The following is a 22,089-nucleotide window of genomic DNA, read 5'->3' on the forward strand; positions in this document are numbered from 1 at the left end:
GACGTGACGGTCAACGCCGACACCGGGGTCCAGGGCTCCGGCAGCAAGAACGGCGGCGGCCTTGCCGCCCCGCGGCCAGCGGTCCGCATCGACAGCGACGTCCTCCCCGCGTGGGAGACCGAGGCGCTGCCCGACTGGGTCGTCTACTGGCTGATCCCCCTGCTTTCGGCTGGGCAGAAATGGCCGGGCGCCAGCGAGAGCGGGCTGTCGAAGCTGTCCGAGGCGTACGACAAGCTGGCCGAGGGGTCCGTCAGCTCCGCGCCGGCCGCGGGCTCGGCCACGCGCGTCCTCCTGGACGGGTGGATCTCGCCCGCGACCGCGAACTTCGTCACCAGGGCCACCTTCCTGTACGGCCAAGAGGGCGGGCTGGCCGGGGTGTCCGGGAACGCGCGGGCCTACTCGCAGCAGGCCAACAACTTCGCCGTCGAGACGCAGTATTCCAAGCTCTCCGTCAACGTGGCCTTCTGGGTGACGGTCGTCGCCATCGCGATCGCCCTCTTCGTCGCCTTCTTCACCGCCGGCTCCTCCACCGCGATCATCGGGCCGTACGCGGCGGGCGCCCGCGCGGCCATCACGCGGATCCTCGTCAGACTCATGACCCTGGGCGGCCGGGAACTGGGCGTGCGGCAACTGGCCAGAGTGACCGCGCTCAGCGGCGCCACCGGGCGCGGCCTCATCGCCAGGCTGCTGGCCTCACCCATCGGCCGGGAGCTGATCGAGGAGATCGGCGAGGAGTTCTTCATCGACGCGGCCGCCCAGTACCAGCAACTCCAGATGGGCACCGTGCAGGACTGGGACGTGAACAAGTCGGCCGCCTCGGTCATCGGCGCGGGCGGCGGCGCGCTCTTCGGCACGGCGCTGGCCGGGCCCGTGTCCCAGATCACCAGCCACGTGCCGGGATTCGCGGGCCGCGCCCTGACCACGGGCCTGACCAACACGATCGCCTCCCCGGCCGGCAGCTTCATCGCCAACGGCGTGGTCTACGACCAGTGGCAGAACCCGTTCACGGCCGATTCCCTCCTGGGCGGCTTCATGGGCGGCGCCGGGCGTACCGGGACGATCAGCCCGTTCAACCCCGAGGTCTACACGGCGCTGGCCCACCCGGTCACCTCTCTCGCCTCCGCCTACGACCTCGCCGCGCGCACCGACGCCGGCCGCGCGGCGGGTGGCCCGACAGGGGGCCCGGCGGACGGGAACACGTCGGGCGGCGGCCCCACGAACGGCGGCCCCCAGCCCGGCATGCCCGGCGCCGTGCGCCAGCCCGACCCCGCGGGGCCCACCACCGTGAGGTCCGGCGGGCAGGCGACCGCACCGACGACCCCGAGGCCCGACGCTCCGGCGACGCCGAGGGCCGACGGCGGCCGGGACGGCGACAGCCGGCGCAACCCCGCCGCACCGGACCCGGACGCGTCGTCGCAGCGGCGGACCTCCAGGAGCGAGGACCCCGACCAGACAGACCCGAATGCGACAACACCCGACCAAGCGTCCCCGAATGCGGCGGCACCCGACGAGACGGACTCGAGTGCGGCGGCACCCTCCCAGGACGACGCCGCGTCGCAGCCCACCGGCGACGCGGGCCCGCGACCGGACGACGCCTCGGGACGGGCCGGGCAACCCTCAGCCACGGGCCAGGCGCCGGACGGCACCCCCGCGCCCGACGCCGACCCGGCCCAGCCGGACAACGGCCCCGCCCAACCAGACAGCGGTCCCGCCCAGCCGGACGCCAACCAGGCAACCCCGGACAACCCGGCACAGCCCGACACCAGCCCCGCCCAGCCAGACGGTCAGACGGCGCCCGACGGCCAGGTGGCGCCCGACGCCCAGGCCGCGACCGGCTCGACGCAGCTCGCCGACGACGGCTCCGGGCAGCCGGTCACCTCCCTCGACGGGTCGGCCCCGGCCGGTCAGCCCATGCCCGCCGCCGTCCGAGCCCGTACGGCGCTGATCGGCGCGCTCGCCGCGAACTTCCCCGACGCGGTGGTCGGCCCGGAGGGCGACCTCCTCATCTCCACCCCCAACGGCGTGCGCGTGATCTCCGCGGCCACCATGGGCCGCGTCCGCTCCGCGCTGGACATGCGGGCCGAGGAGGTCCAGGACCTCTCGGAGCTGCAGGCGGAGGCCGCCGCCATGCTGGCGGTCGTCCAGGGCGAGGACGTCGTCCAGACCGGGCAGCCGACCGCCCCCGCGGCGGCCCCGGCGCCCGACGCCGCACCGGCGCACACGAGCAAGCCGGGCACGGTCACGTCGCGGCCGGTCCCCGGCACCAGGTACGTCCCCAACGGCCGCCAGGGCCCCGACCTGGACTTCGACGAGGTGTACGACGCGGTCGCCGAGCTGCTCGCGACCCACTTCCTCGACCAGGGCGTGACCGGCTTCAGCTGGTCGCAGGACGGCCGGACGCTGGCGGTCCACACGGCGACGGACGGCACCCACTACTTCAGCCCCGTCATCGGCGGCCTGTCCCCGAACCTGATGGGCGAGACCGAGGTCAGGAGCGGCAGGACCGAGGACGACGCCCATCTCGTCCACTTCAACCCGCGCGTCGCCACCGACCAGCTGCCCAGGGTCTGGCTGCACGAGATCACCGACACCCTGCAGAAGCTGCAGACGGCCGGCGAGGGCGGCCGGCGAAGCATCCTGCCGCGCAAGAGCGACGGCGAGGCCAAGCAGAACGCGTGCGTGCGCGCCTGGTTCAACGAGCTGGCGTTCCTGGCCGACAAATGGCACCGGGCCCAGACGCTCCCGGAGAAGCGGCTCATCGCCGTCGACATCGACGGTGTGGCCCGCCAGCTGCGCGAACACGGCCAGACCCCGCCCCTGCCGCCGTGGGCCCCCACACAGGGCACCCGGCCGTCCCTCGCGCCCCCCTTACCCGGCCCCAACCCGTCCGCCGAGGACGTACAGGCCATCATCGACGCGCTGGTCCAGGCCGAGCAGGCGCTCAAGATCCAGATCCAGTCGAAGACGAACAGCGCAGAAGAGGCGCGCAAGAAGGCCCGCCAGGCCACGCGGGACGCGCGCAAGGCGCTGAAGCAGCACGATCAGGGCCGCTTCGAGCGGGCGCGCAAGGCACGGCAGGAGAACCGCGCGCACCGCGCCACGCAGGCACGGCACACCAGGATCGCGAAGGCGTACGGCCCCGCCCTGGCGCAGGCGACGCAGACGAGAAAGGCCTACGAGCAACTGCTGTCGGCGATGCGCCGGACAGGAGCGCCCACCCAGCCCGGCGAGGTCGGCATGGCCTCCATCGCCCGATCGCTGGCGGCCGAGGCCGCGCGGCGCCACCGGGGCTATCTGAACGCCCTGTCAGCGGCGCTGCCGCAGCAGGACAGCCTGTCCATGGCCATGCCGACGGGCCCGCTCGCCCATCACACCGCTCTCACCACCGCCGTCAACAACGTCCTGGAACGCCACAAGATCGGCTACCAGTTCAGCACGGACGAGCTGGAGCGCGCCCTGCGCGCCGACTTCCACAAGCTCGTCTCCCCCGACGGCGTCGTGCTGCGGGTGGGCCGCGGCAGCAACGCGGCGGAGGTGCGGGTCAAGCTCTCCCTCGCCGACCTCGTCGAAGTGCTCGACCCGGGCGTCAAGGCGTCGGAGACGATGGTGGGCCTGTTCTTCCAGGCCGGCCGTACGGTCACCGCCACCGAGTCCGGCAGCGGCGGGCTGCCCCTCGGCTTCAACACGGCCGTCCTGGCGCAGCTCCTGCCCGAGGGCGAATGGGCCAGGACGCTGACCGAGATGCTCGGGGTCGGCGTCGGGGTCGTGGCCGGCCGGAACTGGTCGGCGTCGGGCGGCGCGGGGATGTACGCGCAGGGCGGCTCCGTCGCCGACAACAGGAGCGAGTCGCTGCTGTTCGACGCCGCCGCGACGTGGACCGTCGAGATCCGCACGCGGAAGACGGACGGCTGGCAGAAGGCCGCCGTCGTGAACTCCGGCGCACCCGGCGACGCCGCCGGGCAGCGGCTGTGGGTCTCGCACTCCTTCACCGACCAGGCGCCGCGGAAGCTGGCCTGGATCGACGACGCCAAGCGCGACGACAAGCTCCCCAACCACATCATCACCAGCATGACCGGCCTGGAAGGCGCGCTGGACACGGTCGCCGGGGCGCTGGGCGGGCTGTATAACCAGGTCGGCGCCATCCCCCACGACCAGCTGCGGACCTTCGTGACCGAGGAGCTGCCCCACCGGCTCCGCGACGCGGTCAACGGCGATCTGGAGCGCGTCTTCACCAGGAACGGCAAGCCGCACGCGAGGGTACGCGCCGAGACCCGCGTCGTGCTGGTGGCGAGCGAGCCGCTCGGCGGGGCGAGCGCCGAGGAGTGGGAGGAGGAGGTGCTCGTCGACTTCGCCGCGACGCCGGGCGGGGCGTCGTCCGGCGGGTCGCTGGAAGCGAGCGCCTCGGCCGGGTTCACCCATCCCGCGCTGCAGGAGATCGACGGGTTCGGCAGCTACGAGCCCAGCATCGGGCCGCGGGTCCGCGGCTCCAGGTCGGCGTCGCGGTCGTACTCGGCCACCGCCAACCAGCAGGCGATCCACCCGAGCGTGCACCGGAAGACCAGCCCCAAGCAGAGCTACCGGCTCGCGCTGGAGACCACGTTCATCGTGGAGGAGTTCGGCAAGCCGCCCGTCAAGCTCCGGCCGATGCGCAGCGCGGCGGTGGTCACCATGCGGGAGTCGGCCGCCTACCGCTTCGGCCTGCCCGTCGATCAGGACGCGCTGGTGTATCAGGACGGCCGGCCGCTGCTCGACGCGGACGGCAACCAGGTGCTGCGGGGCGACCCGCGCCCCGGCCCGCCCCCCGGCCGCAAGCCCGAGCTGCCCTCCTGGCTCGGCGACGGCCCCGGCCAGATGCGGGGCGTCGGCCCCGGCCTCGTCCAGGACATCGACGGGCTGGCCGAGGTCAGGCAGAAGGTGATGGACCAGCTCGCCGACCGCGGCATCATCCCGAAGACCGTGAACGACGTCCGGCAGTACGCGTCCAACTCGCTCGCCCGCGCAGCCCAGATCCTCAACCTGCAGGAGGTCACCGAGCAGTTGTCCGAGCACCGGATCAGGTCCGGCTACGACACCCTGGCCCAGGAGGGCATCGCCGTCGACCTGGTGACGCACGGCCTGAACGGCGCCCCTGAGCACCACATGCTGCACATTTCGCTGAAGCAGGACTTCAAGAACTACCGCTACATCGGGTACACGGACTCGGAGACGGTGGTCAACCTCGACATCGGCTCCGACACCTCGGCCCGGGCCGTCAGCCAGTCCAGGACGTACGGCGGCGGCGCCTCGGTCGCCGAGAGCGACGGCCCCGACAAGGGGCACGACGGGCTGTCGCACGAGGTGGGCGTCAGCGCCGGTGGCAACCGCACCCGTACGGCGGGTTCGAGCGTCGGCAGCACGGTCAACGTGGTGAGCCTGCACGAGAGCACCGGCCCGGTCGCGATCTTCTCCGTGGGCCACGACCTGAAGGTCGATCTCGTGCACGACGGGGAGACGACCCCCCTGGCGTCCGGCAGGGGCTCGGCCAGGCTGCTGTTCGCGGCGGACCTCCTCCCCTCGAAGGACGGCTCGGCGCCCGCGCCCATCGGCAAGGTGTCGAAGAAGGTGCTGTCCAGGGCGAAGCTCGTCCACTGGGACGCGCACGGCAGCCTGCAGACCGCCGCGAAGAAGGTGCAGCCGGGAAGCATGCGCCAGGACTCGGTGGCGTACCAGATGTTCATGGCGGTCCTGGGCGTGCGCAACCTCGTCTCGCACCCCAGGATGCTGATGAGGCTGCTCACCACCGGCCTCGCCGTCCGCCCGCAGGGGACGCCCACCCAGGCGTCCATGACGGTGACGGGCGAGGTCGGCGAAATGGAGGTCCTGGGCGTCATCGACCACGTGAAGGGAGAGATCCTCTTCGGGCTCGGCAGCGCCGGCGTCTCCTGGGGCGGATCGTCGGGTCACTCCGTCGGCGCCTCGACCAGCGTCTCCGACCTCGACGACGGCGGCACGTCGAGCGACAGCGGCTCGCTCTCGCTGCCCTCACGGTCGGGAGGCACCTCCGTCTCCACCTCGGTCCTCGACATCTGGGGCGACGAGGGGCTCTCGATCGACTTCGGCCGTCAGATCCTCCTCCGGGCCACCGCGGACCTCACGGTCACCGGCTCGGAGAGCATGGCGCACGCGGTGCCGCTGGCGGGCCGGGTCCCGAGCGGCGAGCACGAACCGGCCACGGCGCAGGGCACCGGGCTGTTCATGCTCTCCGAGGACGACGCGCTGGTGATGTACGCCGAAGGCGAGCTCCCGCTGCCCGGCCCCCTGGTGGGCGACGCCGTCGAGCGCTTCCTCAACGGCAGCATGAAGCTCGACCCGAGCCTCGCCGTGCCCCTGGTCCAGCGCTACATCATGGACGTCGCCAAGGCGCGGGCCGCCGGCGAGGACGTGGGGTACGCCGCGCGGCACACCCCGCAGGCCCTGCTGGAGAAGATCCAGGAGCTGACGGGCCTCGGCCCGGCGGCCACCACGGCCCAACAGGGAAACGAGCAGCAGCAGCTCGACCAGACGCTGAGCGAGGCGACAGACCTGATCGACCGCTCCAGGGACGTCGTGCTGGCGCCGTCGTACGACGGGACGGTGGGCCTGGGCACGGTGGAGTCGCTCGACCTGACCGACGAGCAGGGCAATCCCATCGACATGATGGATGCGGTGCTGAACGCCGTGCGCGCCGCCCACCCCGAGGCCGTGGACGGGAGCCCGACCCTGCTCGACGAGCTGAGCGTCGACTTCTCCAGTGACGCCGCGCTGATCCACGTCAACGACATGTGGTCGACGCAGGGCTACGAGAAGAGCTACCACGTCCAGGTCGGCGCGCAGACCGCGCAGGCCGAGGAGGTGACGGTCACGGCCCGGCTGGTGTACGACAACCCGGAGGACTCCCGCCGGGGCCGGTTCCTCACGCACACCTCGCAGGCCGGTGTCATCAGGCAGCGCTACCGCTACACCGACCTGTCGCACTCCGAGTCGTACAACGGCTCCTACTCGGCGGGCGTGAACCAGGGCAGCGTGGACAACGGCGACGGCCACGGCGTCGGCGTGGGGACGGACCGGGGCCGCTCGTACTCGGGCTCCACCAACCGGCAGGGAACGCGGCTGCAGCGGATGGCCGTGTTCAACGGCATGAACCGGGTCGAGCAGAAGATGACGCTGGTCATCGAGGTCACGCGCAGGCCGGTGCGCGCGGGCAAGTTCCGGTCCGCGGCCCGCCGCGCCGCGGACGCGCTCCGGCGCATCCTCCGCGTCGCGCCCCCGGTCAAGTACCGCGCCGTACTCGTGCGGCGCATCCCGACCGGCATGATCCGGCCCGTCGGCGAGGACCCGGGGCCGGTCACCCCCGTGATCGATCCCCGGCTGGTCGAGCTGCGTCCCGGTTACTTCCCCGACAGGCTGCGGGAGCACGCCGGCAAACCCCTCCTCTTCGACATCATCACCTCGCGGTTCGCGAAGATGCTGGGTGCCGCCTCGGTCGCGGAACGCCGGGCCGAGCTGGTCAAGCGGCTGTCCCACGACGCCCTGCTGACCGGGTTCGAGCGGATGGCGGGGCCCGCCGGCCTCGTCGTGCCGCTGGCCAGGCAGAAGTTCAAGGACCAGGGCGCGCAGGTCACGATCCGGGCCCGCCTGTCGGACTTCACCATCGTCGCCGGGCCCATCGACGCGGAGAAGGGCGAGGTCGACAGGGCCGCCGACGCCCAGAACGCGACGGTGTCCCGCGGCCGTACGCTGCCCGTCGGCACGAGCGGCAGCATGAGCGACGGCGAGTCCGGCCTCGACGGCGGTGTGCGGGCCGGCGAGCAGGCGTCCGAGAGCGTGTCGGACCACCACGGGGCGCGCCGCGAGCGCAGCAAGTTCGAGCAGGGCAAGGCCTACGTCGTCCGGCTCAGGGTGGACTACGACCTCACCTTCGAGCACGTGGCGCGGCTGCGGGACGGCAACGAGCACCCCGTCGGCGATCCCGTCCACATGGCGGGGGCCACCAGCGGCGAGATCGACGTGACGCTCTTCGAGGACGAGATCGCGGAGCTGCGCTCCCGGGTGGAGTCGAACGTGCGGCTCACACCGTCGGTCGATCCCGGCTGGACGACGTTCTCGTTCGCTCCGGCCGAGGGCCGCTCCGGGTTGATCCAGATCCTCCAGGACGCGCGGCTGGCCGCCCGCGAACGCGGCATGGTGGCCCGGGTCGCGATCCGGGAGGCGGACGGGATCCACCGGTACGACGCCGCCCCCGACGGCACGATCCACAGCACGACGCCCGACGGCGGGTTCGCCGAGGCGTTCGCCACCCTTCCGCCCAACCTGCTGGACGCCGCCCACCAGGCGGGCCTCGACCTGCGCCACGTCTTCATGAACTCCCACGAGCCCGGCACGTTCGTCCATCAGGTCAGGGCCGCGCTGATGGCACAGGGCATCCTGCTCGCCGACGTCGACAAGTCGGCGTGGCCCGCCGACCGGGAGGCGGCGAGCCCGACGGCGGGCGGGAGCGTCGCCCAGGGGCTGACACCCGGCGGCATGCCCTCCCCCGCGATCGAGGGCACGCCCTTCAGCCGGTCGGGCCGGCCCGACGGGGTCCCCGATCTGACCATGGACGAGCTGCGCGACCAGAACATCGCCCTCGGCGATCTGGGCGGCGCCGCCGCGCACGTCGCCTGGAACGGCGACACGCTGACCGTCCAGGTCCCCAACGCGCCCGACCAGCACGTCCGCGTGCTGATCGGGGAACCGGGCGCAGGCAACGACGCCTCCACCGAGCTGCGCGCGGGCACGCCGGACGACCCGCACGTCATGCGCTTCTGGCCGCGCGTGCACCCGGACGTGGTGTCGTCGGTCCTGGTGCACGAGCTCTCGCACGTCCTGCAGGAGACGCTCGCCGCGTCGTCGGGCGCGCCGCAGGGCGTGATCAGGACCTCCTTGTCGGAACACCAGGCCGAGGGCACCGACTACTGCCTGCTCCCCCGCCTGAACGAGCACGCCCACCTGTCGCGCAAGTGGCACGCGACCTCCGACCCGGCCACGCGCGCGGTCCTGGCCGACGCGATCGACGCCATCGCGGCCGACCTCGAACGCCGCGGTCACACCCCGCCCGCGCCACCGTGGGGAACGGGTCCGCGGGCGCCGGCCGCCCCTCAGCCGCTGAGCCGGCTCGCGCGGCTGCTCAACGGGGGAGGCCCGGTGGGGCTGGACACCTCGCCGGCCGGGCTCGGCAGGCTGGCGCAGACCGCCGGCGTCGCCGACCTGGCTCCGGCGGGGCCCCTGGGCGAGTTCACGGTGTCCACCAGGAGCGGGACCTTCACCGTGGCGCTGGCCGACGCCGCGCCGGGCGCCACGGACGTGACCGTCGACTCGCGCGAGCCGGGGCGGCTGGCGCTTCGCGTGCCCGCCGACGGAGGCGAGCGCGGGGTCGTCGCGGTGGCCGAGCAGATCGCCGCGCACGCGGCCGCGCTGGACGGCCGCCCGGCGGGCCGGACGCTCGGCCCGGGGCCGGCCTTCGGCGCACACCCCACGGCGCCGGGACAGGTGCTCGGGGTGGCCGACGCCGCGACGCTCGCGCGGCTGCGCGGGCTGGCCCGCGCGGTCACCGAAGGCGGCTGGAGCGGCGCGGCCGAGGCACTGCGTGCCGAGGCGGCGCGGGCCGGCCTGGCGCCCGGCCAGGCCGGGGCGGCGCCCCGGTTGCTGGCGCTGGCGCGGGCGGGCGAGCTCGCTCCCGCCGACGTCACGGCGATCCGCGGCCATGCGACGCTGCCGGAGACGGCCGCGGCCAGGGCCGTCGAACGCGGCGCGGCGCTCATGGGAGCCCGGGTCCACGACTACGGCTCCGGCCTGCTGGACATCGTGCTCCCCGGCCGCCCGCCCATCCCCGTCGAGGTGCGGTCGGGCCCAGTGGGTGACACTGCGGGTGACACGGGCATGCTGACCGTCCAGGTGGACGGCCGCCGCACGATCGGCGCGAACGAGCGGGCCGCCGCCGCGACGGCCGCCGGAGCGGTCGCCCGTACGCTGGGCGTGACGGCCGCCGGCGACCAGGCGGCCCTGGCCGAGCTGTACGAGGCCGTGCGCCAGGCGCGCGCGGCCACCACCCGCCAGCGGCCGGCCCGGCTCGGCGTGCTCCACGACCTGCTCGCCGCCACCCGCCCCCAGGTGTGGCAGCTCGTCCCGCAGCCGCTGGCCACCGAGCTCGCCAGGCTGGCGGACGGGGCGCGTCCCCGGGACCTGCCGGCGTACATGGACCGCCTGCGCACGCTCGCCAACGCGACCGGCTGGTCGCCGCCGGAAGAGGAGAACTGCCGGTGCCCCGCCGACAGGCCGTGCGAGTGCGGCCTACGCGCCGGGCAGGCACCGGACGTGGCCCGCACGATGGCGGTGTGAACGGGATCGCGCGTTCCGGCATGATGGGACTTCCGAGGAGAGGACGGCTATGGCATTCGCGGTGGCGCGGACGAGGGACGAGGCGCATCTCTACCTCGATCTGCACCCGTGCGCCTGCGGGTCGGTGGACACGACCTGGCACAGCGGGCTGGTAAGCGTCGAGGAAGGGCTGGTCAACCGCTATTCCGGCGTGTGCGGGGAGTGCGGGACGGCCCGGGAATACCTGTTCGGCCTGCCGGAGCGTCCCGTGCTGCCCACCGGCTACCCGACGTTCGGCGGGACGGAGCCGTCCGAGCTGCTCGACGCGGGCGAATGGTTGTGGGTGGCCGACCTGAGCGCGGGCAACGTGCCGGTGGACGACCGGGCCGAGGCCAGGCGCACGCTGCGGGTCGCGACCGCGGCCGTCGAGGAGGTCGTCAAGTTCGTGCCGCCGGGGGCGGACGCGGTCCCCGACGACGGGTTCTGGTCCGAGCGCGGGCAGCAGTTGCGAGCGGCCGACCCCGGCAGGTTCCAGCTCGACCGGCTGCTCATCGTCAGGGACACCTACCAGGACCTGGCGGGCCGGCATGCCTGAGCGCGGTCTCGCCCGTTCCCTCGTGGAGGCGTACGTCTACTTCGACCTGATGGCCGGCGGGGAGCAGGGCGCGTCGCGCCGGGCGGCGGCCGAGCAGGACGCGGACGGCTGGGTGGTGCGGCTCGGCGGCACGGAGGTCCTGGTCCCCCAGGAGGCCGAGGTCGTGGCGAGGCAGGCGGGGCTGATCTTCGGCTCCGGCCTCTCCGAGCTGATCGACCCCGGCCAGTGGGTGCTCGTCGCCGCCACGTACGCGAGCCGGGCGCTGGAGGGCGGGCTGTTCTTCGCCGCGGACCCCTCGGACCCCGAGGCGTTCGGCAGGATCGAGACCGACTGGCGCTTCGCCGCCGACGCCGTGGCCGAGGCGCTGAAGTTCTTCCCCCGCGGCGCCGCCGAGCTGCCCCCTGACGCCTTCTGGACCGGGATGGGCAGGGCGTTGCGGGAGTCCGAGCCCCATCGGCTCACCAGGCAGAAGCTGGAGAGCGATCTCGCCTTCTACCGCCAGAGCCTGGACGACTTCCACCACCTGCACGACCGCTGACCCCGATCGGGGTTGGTCAAACGATTGATCTCCGGGTCAGATCCGTAATATTTTATCGATTATGGTGCGACGCAGCCGAATCAGAAACGTGATGGTCATCCTGGTCGCGGTCTTACCGTCGATCGCCGCGACGCAAGCCCCGGCGGCGGCCTCCGCCCCGCTCACCGTGTACGTGTCACCGGACGGCAGGGACGGGGCCCGCGGCACCGAGCAGGACCCGTTCGCGACCGTCGAGCAGGCCCGCGACGCGCTGGCGGGCCGGACGAGCGCCCGCTCCCCCGGGACCGTCCGCATCAGGGGCGGCGTCTACCGGACGTCCAGGACCGTCCAGCTCAGCGGGGAGCGCAACTCCTACGTCACCTATGCTGCCTATCCGGGCGAGCGGGTGGAGTTCGCCGGGGTCACCACGCTCTCGCCGGAGAAGTTCCGCAGGCTGAGCGACCTCCCGGCGGGCGAGGCCAAGTGGTCGTCGAGGTCGCGGGTCCGGGACTCGGTGTCCGGCAAGGTCTACGTCTACGACCTGGCCGCCGAGGGCATCCCCGCCGGGCGGCTCAACAAGAACGGGTTCAACTGGAAGCCGCAGCCGTACGCGCCCGAGTTGATCACCGACGACGTCGCGCAGACCCTGGCGCAGTACCCGAACGGCGGCGAGAAGCTGGACCGCGCCGACCTCACCGTCAAGGAGGCGCCGAAGGGCGCCCGCGACTACTTCTCGGACAAGACCGCCGACGGCACCACCCTGCCCTACGAGGACATGCTGAAGCTGCCCGGCCCCGCCTACACCGCCGTTGACCCCGCGCTCAAGGAGCGCTCCGCCACGTGGGCCCCGTCCGGCGGGACCCCCGACAACACGACGTACGAGACCGACGGCTGGCTGTCCGGATATTTCGGCAACAACTATGCCAACGACCGGGTACACATCGCCTCCGTCAACGGCGACGAGCTCCGGACCCGCTACCCCACGATGTACGCCGCCACGGACAAGTGGACGTCGTTCGTGGCCCAGAACGTGCTGAGCGAGCTGGACGCCGAGGGCGAGTACTACATCGACCGCTGGAACGGCGGCGACGCTCTCTACTACTACCCGCCCGGCGGCACGGTCGAGGGCAAGCGGATCAGCCTGACCTCCTTCGACGCCCCCTTCTTCACGCTGGAGAACGTCAAGGGGGTGACGCTCAAGGGACTGAAGCTCAACGGCACGACCGGCACCGGCGTACGCCTGCTGGACGCGGAGTCGTGCACCATCGACGGCCTGGAGATCCTCAACGTCAGCATGGACGCGGTCGCGATCGGCGAGGCAAACGACGCGATCACGGCCATCGCCGAATACCGCACGAGCCGGGGCGGCCACCGCAACCGGGTGGTCAACAGCAGGCTGCACGACCTGGGCGGCGGCGGGGTGTTCACGGCCGGCGGCGACCGCGACTCGCTGGAGCGCGGCGACCACGTCGTGGAGCACAACGAGATCTACGACTTCTCCAAGCTCGCCACCTACACCCCGGCGGGCTACCTGTACGGCGTCGGCAACACCTTCAGGTACAACAACGTCCACGACGCGCCACACATGGCCATCCAGATCATGGGCAACGACATGGAGGTGAGTCACAACCGGTTCGAGAACCTCGTGACGCACGCCTCGGACCAGGGGGTGATCTACGCGGGCCGCGACTACACGTACCTGAACAACGTGATCTCCTACAACCTCTTCAGGAACGTCGGGCCGAAGGGCAACCAGGCCGTCTACATGGACGACGGGATGTCGGGGATGGTGATCCACCACAACTTCTTCGACGGGGCCCAGCACGGCCTGTTCTACCAGTCGGGGCACAGCAACGTCGCGACCGACAACGTGTTCAAGGACGTGACGTACATCGGGCACGACAAGCTCTACCACGAGAGCGGCGGGCGGCTGCCGGTGCCCAACTCCAAGGTCGTGGTCGAGCGCTTCAACGACATGCTGAAGGCCGGCGACGGCACCGGCTTCACCAACACCCGCGAGAACGTCGAGAAGTGGTACCGGCACTACGGCCGCCAGTACCCGAACATCCGGTCCTGGTACGTCCCGGCGGACGCGAGCGGCCGGATCTGCACCACCATCGGCACCACGGAGTGCACGGAGGCGTACGTCTGGCGCGACCCGGACTCCGTGTACGTGCCGTCCCACAACGTGCTGACCCGGTCGGTGAGCATCGCGTCGGGCGGCTTCGCCTACACCGACGACGCCGGCGGCCTGAGCAACAAGACGTTCAACCCCGACTTCGACTCCTACAACGTCAGGCAGGACACCGCTGCCGGCTTCGCCTTCGACCCGGCCACGGGGAAGTTCGACGCGGCCGCCACACCGCTGAACTCGGCCGAGGGCTTCGGCCGGAAGTGGGTGCGGGAGTGGAACGCGCGCTTCACCCTGGAGGGCATCGGGCCTCACTGACTCCACGACTGACAGAAAAGCGGCGCCATGTAAAGATCGAGACTCGGCGAACCCTTCTTTCGGAATTGAGCAAGATCTGCTTCTGCCCTTCCCGAAGGTTTCGGGTCATCGTGAGGACGTGCATCCGACCCCCCGGCAACAGGAGCAGGCCCTCATGGTCAGACGATCCCGCGCGCTACTCGCCGCTTTCGCCCTCTCTGTGATCACCGTACTCGGGTTCGCCTTGCCCGCCCACGCGGTGACCTTGGAGCAGAAGCTCGCCGCTCTTTCCGGTTTCTCGCAGCCCACGGCCGCCAGCGCCTCGTCGTGGCGGGCGGCCTGGGAGAACCAGGCCGCGTGGGCCGACTACGCCTTCGACTGGTCGACCGACCTGTGCTCGAGCAGCCCGGACCAGCCGCTCGGCTTCGATTTCCGGATGCCGTGCAGAAGGCACGATTTCGGTTACCGCAACTACAAGGACGTGAGCCAGTTCCCGGCGAACAAGTCGCGCATCGATGACTCGTTCTACTACGACATGAAGCAGGTGTGCGCCAAGTACTCGGGCGTCTCCAAGTCCACCTGCAACGGCCTGGCCTGGACGTACTACCAGGCGGTCAAGGAGTTCGGGAACCTCAACGTCACCCAGGAGCAGATCCAGGAAGTGCAGCAGGAGGCGCAGCTGAGCGCCCAGAACGCGGAGAGCGTCGAATCCTGACGACGAAAAAGGTGAGGATGCCTTGGCATCCTCACCTTTTTTTCGTGCGGTGCGCCGCCAGGGACTCGAACCCCGGACCCGCTGATTAAGAGTCAGCTGCTCTAACCAACTGAGCTAGCGGCGCTTGCAGAGAGGAATATACCGGTGATCCGCATCCTGGTCGAATCGGTAGCAGGCGGGCCTGTCGGGCGGTCAAGGCTAGAATAAAGTTCGGCCCCCGGCTCCGGCAGACAGGATCATCGATGTTCGACTCTCCCGCCGAGGTGGCGGAGCGGCTCGCCGCCGTCGACTACCTCTCCGACGACGCCATCTCCACCTCGGTGTTCCTGGCCGCGGCGCTGGGCAAGCCGCTGCTGGTCGAAGGCCCCGCGGGCGTGGGGAAGACGCAGCTGGCCAAGGCCGTGGCCCTGGCGACCGGGGCCACGCTGATCAGGCTGCAGTGTTACGAGGGGCTCGACGAGGCCAGGGCGCTGTACGAGTGGAACTACAAGAAACAGCTGCTCAGGATCCAGGCCACCAGCGCGGACGACGACATCTTCTCCGAGGAGTTCCTGCTGGAGCGGCCGCTGCTGAAGGCGATCAGGGCCGCCGGCCCGACCGTGCTGCTCATCGACGAGACCGACAAGGCCGACGTCGAGGTCGAAGGGCTGCTGCTGGAGCTGCTGTCGGACTTCCAGATCACGATCCCGGAGCTGGGCACGATCGCCGCCACGCGCCGGCCGTACGTGGTGCTGACCTCCAACGCCACCCGCGAGCTGTCCGAGGCGCTCAAGCGACGCTGTCTCTACCTGCACCTCGAATACCCCACCCCCGAGCGGGAGCGGGACATCGTGCTCAGCCAGGTGCCGGGCATCCGGGCCGACCTGGCCGAGCGGCTGGCCAGGACGGTGGCCACGCTGCGGGCGCTGGAGCTGAAGAAGGCGCCGTCGGTGGCCGAGACCGTCGACTGGGCCAACACGCTGCTGGCGCTCGGGCGGGACGACCTCGACGAGGCCACCGTGGCCGGGACGCTGGGTGTGGTGCTCAAGCACGCCTCCGACCAGGCGCGGGCGGTCAAGGAGCTGGGGTTGCCGGATGTCGCTGATCGATAGGCATGTCGGGTTCGTGCGGGCGCTGCGCGAGGCCGGGATCCCGGTGTCGGTGGCCGAGGGGCTGGACGCCGCGCACGCGCTGCGGGTGATCGAGCTGAGCGAGCGGGAGTCGCTGCGCGCCGCCTACGCGGCCACGCTGGTCAAGAAGCCCGCGTACCGGCCGGGGTTCGACGTGCTGTTCGACCTGTGGTTCCCGGCCTCGACGTCCGGCATGCACACCGAGCGCGCCGAGCGGCCGATCGACCTGGAGACGGCCCCCGTCGACGAGCTCCGCGACCATCTGGCCCGGCTCCTGACCGGCGGCACCGACCAGGAGCTGCGCGAGTTCGCCCAGGCGATGGTGGGGCGCTTCGGCCACCAGCCGGCCGCGACCCCCGGGCGGCAGAACTGGTTCTCCTACAGCGTCATGCGCACCCTCTCCCCCGAGACGCTGATGGCCCGCATCCTCCAGAACGTTCTAGAGGGCCAGGAGCGCGGCGGCCTGGCCGAGAAGAACGCCCGCAGGACGGTCTACGACAACACCCGGCGCTTCGAGGAGGCCGTGGCCACCGACGTGCGCCGCCGCATCGCCGAGGACTCAGGGATCGAGCGCATCGCCCGCTCCGCCGTCCGGCCCCCGCTCGACCGGATCGACTTCCTCCGCATCACCAAGGCGGATCTGGCCAGGCTGCGCCGCGAGGTCCATCCGCTGGCCAGACGCCTGGCCACCCGCCTGACGATCAAGCAGCGCAGGGGCAGGCGCGGCCGCCTCGACTTCCGCAGGACCGTGCGGGCCTCGCTGCAGAGCGGCGGCGTGCCGCTGACCACGCACTTCAGGCCGCCGCGGCCGCACAAGCCCGAGCTGGTCATCCTCTGCGACACCAGCGACTCGGTCTCGTCGTTCGCCCACTTCACGCTGCTGCTCACGTACGCGCTGAGGGAGCAGTTCACCAAGGTGCGGGCGTTCGGGTTCGTGGACACGGTGGACGAGATCACCCGGTTCTTCGTCCCCGGCGCCGACGTGGTCGAGGCCATGACCAGGCTGACGAACGAGGCCGACATGGTGCGCTTCGGGCGTACCAACTACGGGCACTCGCTGGAGCGCTTCGCCGAGCGGTACGGCGACGCCATCGGGCCCAGGACCTCGCTGCTGATCCTGGGCGACGCCCGCTCCAACTACCAGCCGCCCGCCCTGGACGTGCTCAGGTCGCTCGTGGGCCGCTCGCGGCACGCGTACTGGCTCAACCCCGAGCCCGTGGCGCAGTGGGACACGGGAGACTCGGTCGCGAGCGAGTACGGCGCGGTCGTCGCCATGCACGAGTGCCGCAACGTCGCCCAGCTCGCGGCCTTCATCGAGACGCTGGCCTGAAGCCTGAGGCGCCGGCTTGAGGCCTCAGGCGCGGTGCAGCTCCCTGGCCGCGGTGCGGGTCAGCAGCTCGATCTGCTCGGCGTTGAGCGCGACGTGGTCGGCCGACTTGATCACCTTGGCCGCCAGCCGCGGCTTGAGCAGCGTCAGGCCCTCGGCGACCACGATGCCGCCCTTGGGCAGCAGCCCGCAGTGGACGGCGAGCAACGGCGTGATCGTCACCGGGATGCGCGTCTCGCGGCTCAGCAGCTCGGCGAACGCCTCGGAGGCCTCCACCAGCGGCTTGGCCGTCTTGGTGCCGTACTTCTCGCCGAAGAACAGCCGGCCGGCGTAGCAGGCGATCTCGGTGTCGGGGCTCCAGGACTCGTTGTCGATGATCCACAAGCCGCCCGGGCCGATCACCAGGTGGTCGATCGACGCCTGGCCGCGGATGGCGCGGCCGTCGAGCACGGTGTAGCCGAGGCGGCCGAGGGACCTGCGCAGCAGCTTCCCGGTGATCGCCTCACCCTTCCGCGCGCCGCGCCACACGGCCGTCGCGTGGAAGGAACGCCAGTCGAGGAGCCAGTCGCCCGCCGCCACGAGCCCGCCCAGGAGCAGGCCGAACAGCGGAGCGGCCCCGGAGAGGCCGAACCTCAGGGCGAGCGCGACCCCGATCACGAAGCCCACGGCAGCCTTGACATACCGGGACTTGCGCCGGTTGGACGCGTCCTCACGCCAGAACTTCTCGTACCACCACTGCGGAGAAGACCCTGTGTACTTCTCGTCTGGTTGCACATAGATAGAGCCACCGGGCACGGCAAACCCCCAATGTAGATGTGATGCAGGATCTGCCACGCCGAAGATCCCTCGCCAGTCAAGGGATACCCGCCCCTCAACCAAGGCGAGCCTAAGGTGACGTAATTAGTACCCGCAAGACCAGCAAATGACCTCAACCGACCAGTCGGTATGCTAAAGCAGGTGACAAAGGGGGACATGTGAAAGAGGAACCGGTCAGACAGCGACTGCTCGCCGAGGCGACCCGTCTGTTCGCCGAGCGCGGCTTCGAGAGCACCTCCGTGCAGGAGATCGTCGTGGCGGCCGGCGTCACCAAGGGCGCCATGTACCACTACTTCGACTCCAAGGACGACCTGCTGCACGAGATCTACGGCCGGGTGCTGCGCATGCAGATGGACCGGCTGACGCGGATCGCCGACGGCCCCGGCGACGTGCGGCAGCGCCTGTACCGGGCCGCGGCCGACGTCGTGGAGACCACGGCCGCGAACCTGGACGACTCCAAGATCTTCTTCAGGTCGATGCACCTGCTCGCGCCGGAGACGCAGAAGACTGTGCGCGCCGAGCGCCGCCGCTACCACGAGCGCTTCCGCGGCCTCGTGGCCGAGGGCCAGCGCGAGGGCGTCTTCAGCGACCGGGTCCCGGCGGAGCTGGTCGTCGACTACTTCTTCGGCTCGGTGCACCACCTGGGCTCGTGGTTCCACGTGGACGGGCCACTGACCGGCGCCCAGGTGGGCAGGCACTTCGCCGACCTGCTGCTCACCTCACTCGGGGCCGGGCACGTCGACGAGTGAGGCCAGCGCCGCGCGATGGTCGCCGGGCGTGCCCAGCGCGATCTCCGCGGCCTTGGCGCGCTTGAGGTAGAGATGCACGGGGTGCTCCCACGTCATCCCGATCCCGCCGTGGAGCTGCAGGGCCTCTTCGGCGGCGTGTACGGCCACGCCCGCGTTCCACGACTGGGCCACGGCCACGGAGAGCGCCGAGCCGTCGGTCGCGGCGCTCCGGGCGGCGGCCCTGGCCCGTACGACGTCCAGCCACAGGTCTGCCAGCCGATGCTTGATCGCCTGGAAGGAGCCGATCGGCCGGGCGAACTGGTGGCGTTCCCTGACGTAGGCGAGCGTCGTGTCGAGGCACCATTCGGCCACCCCGAGCTGCTCGGACGCCAGCAACCCCGCCCCGAACCTGAGCACCTCGGCCAGGTCGCACTCCCCCACGTCCCTGGCCTCGGCCCCGTCGAAGGTGACGGTCGCGACGGGCCTGGTCTGGTCGAGCGACGGCACGACCTGGACGAGCGCGCCCCCTTCCACGGCGTGCAGCCTGCCGCCGACGGGCACCAGCAGCACGTCGGCCACGTCGGCCCCGGCCACCCCGGTGACGGTCCCGCTCAGCCGCCCGTCCTCGTACCGCACGGCCGCGCCCGTCCGGTACGGGGAGGCCGCGAACGGCACGACGAGGGCGGCGGTCTTCCTGCCCTCGGCCAGCTCCTCCAGCAGCGCGTCACCGGTCGGCAGCAGCGCGCGGGTGGCCAGCACCGAGCTGGTGAAGAACGGCACCGGCGCCACTCCCCTGCCCAGCTCCTCCAGCACGACGGCCGCCTCGCTGGCCGACGCCCCGGCGCCGCCGTACTGCTCGGGGATGAGCAGCCCGGCCACCCCGATCTCGCCCGCCAGCGTCTTCCACAGGTCCAGGTCGTAGGGCTCGGACTCGATCCGCTTGAGCACGGCGGCGGGCGGGCAGCGGTCGGCGAGCAGCCCGCGCACCGCGGCCCGCAGCTCCTCCTCGACCTCTGAATACAGCAGCGTCGCTGGGTCGCTCAGTTCGCTCCGTGTCATCGCGGCAGGTCCTTCCAGGGCACGTCCTTGTCGACGCGGGGCTCTGAGGGCAGGCCGAGCACCCGCTCGGAGATGATGTTGCGCAGGATCTCGGACGTGCCGCCCTCGATCGAGTTGCCCTTGGCCCGCAGGTAGCGGTAGCCGGGGCCGCGGCCGTAGAAGTCGACGTCCTCGGAGCGGCGGAACGTCCAGTCGTCGTAACCCAGGTCGCGCCCGAACTCCACCTCGAAGCCGGACAGCGCCTGGTTGAGCTTGGCGAACGACAGCTTCATGCCGGATCCCTCGGGCCCCGGCTGGCCGGCGGCGAGCTGCTCGCGCAGGCGTGCCCCGGACAGGCGGGTGACCTCCGACTCCACCCAGAGCGACAGCAGCCGCTGGTGCAGGTCGTGGGTGCGCAGCTCGGGGTGGGCGCGCCAGGAGTCGACCACGACGCCGACCATGCCGCCGCCGCGCCGCACGGGAGCGCCGCCGATGGCGACGCGCTCGTTCATCAGCGTGGTCTGCGCGACCCGCCAGCCGTCGCCGACCTCGCCGAGCCGCAGGTCGTCGGGGAGCCGCACGCCGGTCAGGAACACCTCGTTGAACTCGGCCTCACCGGTGACCTGCCGCAGCGGCCGCACCTCGACGCCCGGCGCGTGCATGTCGCAGATGAAGTACGTCATGCCGCGGTGTTTCGGCACGTCCGGGTCGGTACGGGTGACGAGGATGGCCCACCTGGAGTGATGGGCGCCGGACGTCCACACCTTCTGGCCATCGACGACCCATTCGTCCCCGTCCCTGACGGCGCGGGTCGCGAGCGTAGCCAGGTCGGATCCCGCGCCGGGCTCGCTGAAGAGCTGGCACCAGATCTCCTCGCCGGTCCACAGCGGCCGGAGGAAGCGGCGTTTCTGCTCCTCCGTCCCGAACGCCAGGACCGTCGGGGCCGCCATCCCGAGCCCGATCCCCTGGACGCCGACGTTGAGCTGCGGCGTCCCGGCCAGCTCCCGCTCCACGACCAGTTGCAGCTCCCGCGACGCGCCCAGCCCGCCGAGCCCTTCGGGGAACCACACCCAGGCCAGCCCCGCGTCGAACCTCGCCCGCAGGAACTCCGGCCGGTCCCCGTCCGGGTCGTGCTCCGCGAGGAACGCCGCGACCCGCTCCTTGATCTCCGCCTCGTTCACATGTACCTCTTCAGCTCGCGATAGGCCAGGGACCGCTTGTGCACCTCGTCGGGGCCGTCCGCCAGGCGCAGCGAGCGGGCGCCCGCCCAGAGCCCCGCCAGGGGGAAGTCCTGCGAGACGCCGCCCGCGCCGTGCACCTGGACGGCCTTGTCCAGGATCCACTCCACGGCGATCGGTGTGGAGATCTTGATGGCCTGGATCTCGGTGTGCGCGCCCTGGTTGCCCACCGTGTCCATGAGCCAGGCGGTCTTGAGCACGAGCAGGCGCAACTGCTCGATCCTGATCCGCGACTCGGCGATCCACTCCTGGACCACGCCCTGCTGGGCGACGGGCTTGCCGAACGTCGTCCTGGCCAGGGCCCGCCTGCACATCAGCTCCACGGCGCGCTCGGCCATGCCGATCAGGCGCATGCAGTGGTGGATGCGGCCGGGGCCGAGCCGGGCCTGGGCGATGGCGAAGCCGCCGCCCTCCTCGCCGATCAGGTTCTCCACGGGCACGCGTACGTCCTCGAACACGATCTCGGCGTGGCCGCCGTGGTCGGCGTCGGTGTAGCCGAAGACGTGCATGCCGCGCTTGATGTGCAGCCCGGGTGTGTCACGGGGCACCAGGATCATGCTCTGCTGGCGGTGCTTGGGCGCGTCCGGGTTCGTCTTGCCCATGACGATGAAGATCTTGCAGTTGGGGTTCATCGCGCCGGAGATGAACCACTTGCGGCCGTTGATGACGTATTCGCCGCCGTCCCTGACGATGGAGGTGGCGATGTTCGTGGCGTCCGAGGAGGCCACGTCGGGCTCCGTCATCGCGAAAGCGGAGCGGATCTCCCCGTCGAGCAGCGGCCGCAGCCACTCCTTGCGCTGCCACTCGCTGCCGAACATGGAAAGGACCTCCATGTTCCCGGTGTCGGGCGCGGCGCAGTTGGTGGCCGTCGGGGCGATGGTAGGACTCCGGCCCATGATCTCCGCCAGCGGCGCGTACTGGAGGTTCGTCAGGCCGGCGCCGTGCTCGCCCGGGAGGAACAGGTTCCACAGGCCGCGCTTCCTGGCCTCGTCCTTGAGATCCTCCATGAGGGGCGGCGGGCTCCAGCCGCTGGCCGCCGCCTGCTCCTCGAAGGGGGCCTCGGCGGGGTAGACGCATTCCTCCATGAATCGCAGCAGTCGTTCGCGCAGGTCCTCGGTGACGCTGTCAAAGGCGAAGTCCATGCCTGCGAGCCTACCGACCGGCCGGTATGAGTGTCGACAGGTGGTTCCCCACAAAAAGGTGC

The 22,089-nt window shown here is 71.4% G+C and carries 12 protein-coding genes and 1 tRNA gene; 8 read left to right on the forward strand and 5 right to left on the reverse strand.

What is annotated here, in order from left to right; translation table 11 throughout:
- Positions 1-3 precede the first annotated feature (3 nt).
- The 5 genes from AB0L65_RS21915 to AB0L65_RS21935 all read left to right on the forward strand — a co-directional run bounded on the left by AB0L65_RS21915 (position 4) and on the right by AB0L65_RS21935 (position 14,629).
- Complete coding sequence (locus AB0L65_RS21915; protein WP_364248182.1) at positions 4-10,395, forward strand: hypothetical protein; 10,392 nt, start codon at positions 4-6, stop codon at positions 10,393-10,395.
- Positions 10,396-10,444: 49 nt separating this feature from the next.
- On the forward strand, positions 10,445-10,969 hold the full coding sequence (locus AB0L65_RS21920) for a hypothetical protein (RefSeq protein WP_364248184.1): 525 nt from the start codon (positions 10,445-10,447) through the stop codon (positions 10,967-10,969).
- Entirely contained in the window at positions 10,962-11,507 is a 546-nt protein-coding gene (locus tag AB0L65_RS21925) for a hypothetical protein (RefSeq protein ID WP_364248186.1), read from the forward strand. The genes AB0L65_RS21920 and AB0L65_RS21925 overlap by 8 nt, the downstream gene beginning before the upstream one ends.
- A gap of 91 nt (positions 11,508-11,598) precedes the next feature.
- The gene (locus tag AB0L65_RS21930; RefSeq protein ID WP_364248280.1) at positions 11,599-13,935 is read left to right on the forward strand and encodes a right-handed parallel beta-helix repeat-containing protein; all 2,337 of its coding nucleotides are present in this window, start codon (positions 11,599-11,601) and stop codon (positions 13,933-13,935) included.
- A 154-nt stretch (positions 13,936-14,089) separates the two neighbouring features.
- Positions 14,090-14,629, forward strand: a complete 540-nt coding sequence (locus AB0L65_RS21935; protein ID WP_350728226.1) for a phospholipase — start codon at positions 14,090-14,092, stop codon at positions 14,627-14,629.
- 50 nt (positions 14,630-14,679) lie between these two features.
- Here AB0L65_RS21935 and AB0L65_RS21940 read toward each other — a convergent pair.
- A tRNA-Lys gene (locus AB0L65_RS21940) sits at positions 14,680-14,753 on the reverse strand.
- 118 nt (positions 14,754-14,871) lie between these two features.
- On the opposite strand from AB0L65_RS21940, the gene AB0L65_RS21945 reads away from it, so the two are divergent.
- Positions 14,872-15,720, forward strand: coding sequence for a MoxR family ATPase (locus AB0L65_RS21945; RefSeq protein WP_364248188.1), 849 nt, complete (start codon positions 14,872-14,874; stop codon positions 15,718-15,720).
- Entirely contained in the window at positions 15,704-17,068 is a 1,365-nt protein-coding gene (locus AB0L65_RS21950; protein WP_364248190.1) for a VWA domain-containing protein, read from the forward strand. The genes AB0L65_RS21945 and AB0L65_RS21950 overlap by 17 nt, the downstream gene beginning before the upstream one ends.
- A gap of 24 nt (positions 17,069-17,092) precedes the next feature.
- On the opposite strand, the gene AB0L65_RS21955 is transcribed toward AB0L65_RS21950, so the two are convergent.
- On the reverse strand, positions 17,093-17,839 hold the full coding sequence (locus tag AB0L65_RS21955) for a nuclease-related domain-containing protein (protein ID WP_364248192.1): 747 nt from the start codon (positions 17,837-17,839) through the stop codon (positions 17,093-17,095).
- A gap of 200 nt (positions 17,840-18,039) precedes the next feature.
- Between AB0L65_RS21955 and AB0L65_RS21960 the strand changes: the two genes are divergently transcribed.
- Complete coding sequence (locus tag AB0L65_RS21960) at positions 18,040-18,630, forward strand: TetR/AcrR family transcriptional regulator (protein ID WP_363979539.1); 591 nt, start codon at positions 18,040-18,042, stop codon at positions 18,628-18,630.
- On the opposite strand, the gene AB0L65_RS21965 is transcribed toward AB0L65_RS21960, so the two are convergent.
- The 3 genes from AB0L65_RS21965 to AB0L65_RS21975 are packed head-to-tail and all read right to left on the reverse strand — an operon-like array spanning position 18,601 to position 22,027.
- On the reverse strand, positions 18,601-19,668 hold the full coding sequence (locus AB0L65_RS21965) for an acyl-CoA dehydrogenase family protein (protein WP_364248194.1): 1,068 nt from the start codon (positions 19,666-19,668) through the stop codon (positions 18,601-18,603). The two genes, AB0L65_RS21960 and AB0L65_RS21965, sit on opposite strands and share 30 nt — an antisense overlap.
- A complete protein-coding gene (locus AB0L65_RS21970; RefSeq protein WP_364248196.1) occupies positions 19,665-20,828 on the reverse strand; it encodes an acyl-CoA dehydrogenase family protein in 1,164 nt (387 codons plus the stop codon). The genes AB0L65_RS21965 and AB0L65_RS21970 overlap by 4 nt, the downstream gene beginning before the upstream one ends.
- A complete protein-coding gene (locus tag AB0L65_RS21975; RefSeq protein WP_363979530.1) occupies positions 20,825-22,027 on the reverse strand; it encodes an acyl-CoA dehydrogenase family protein in 1,203 nt (400 codons plus the stop codon). The genes AB0L65_RS21970 and AB0L65_RS21975 overlap by 4 nt, the downstream gene beginning before the upstream one ends.
- Positions 22,028-22,089: the final 62 nt, after the last annotated feature.

Origin of the sequence: Nonomuraea sp. NPDC052116 (assembly GCF_040680035.1) — a bacterium.
GTDB lineage: Bacteria > Actinomycetota > Actinomycetes > Streptosporangiales > Streptosporangiaceae > Nonomuraea > Nonomuraea angiospora_A.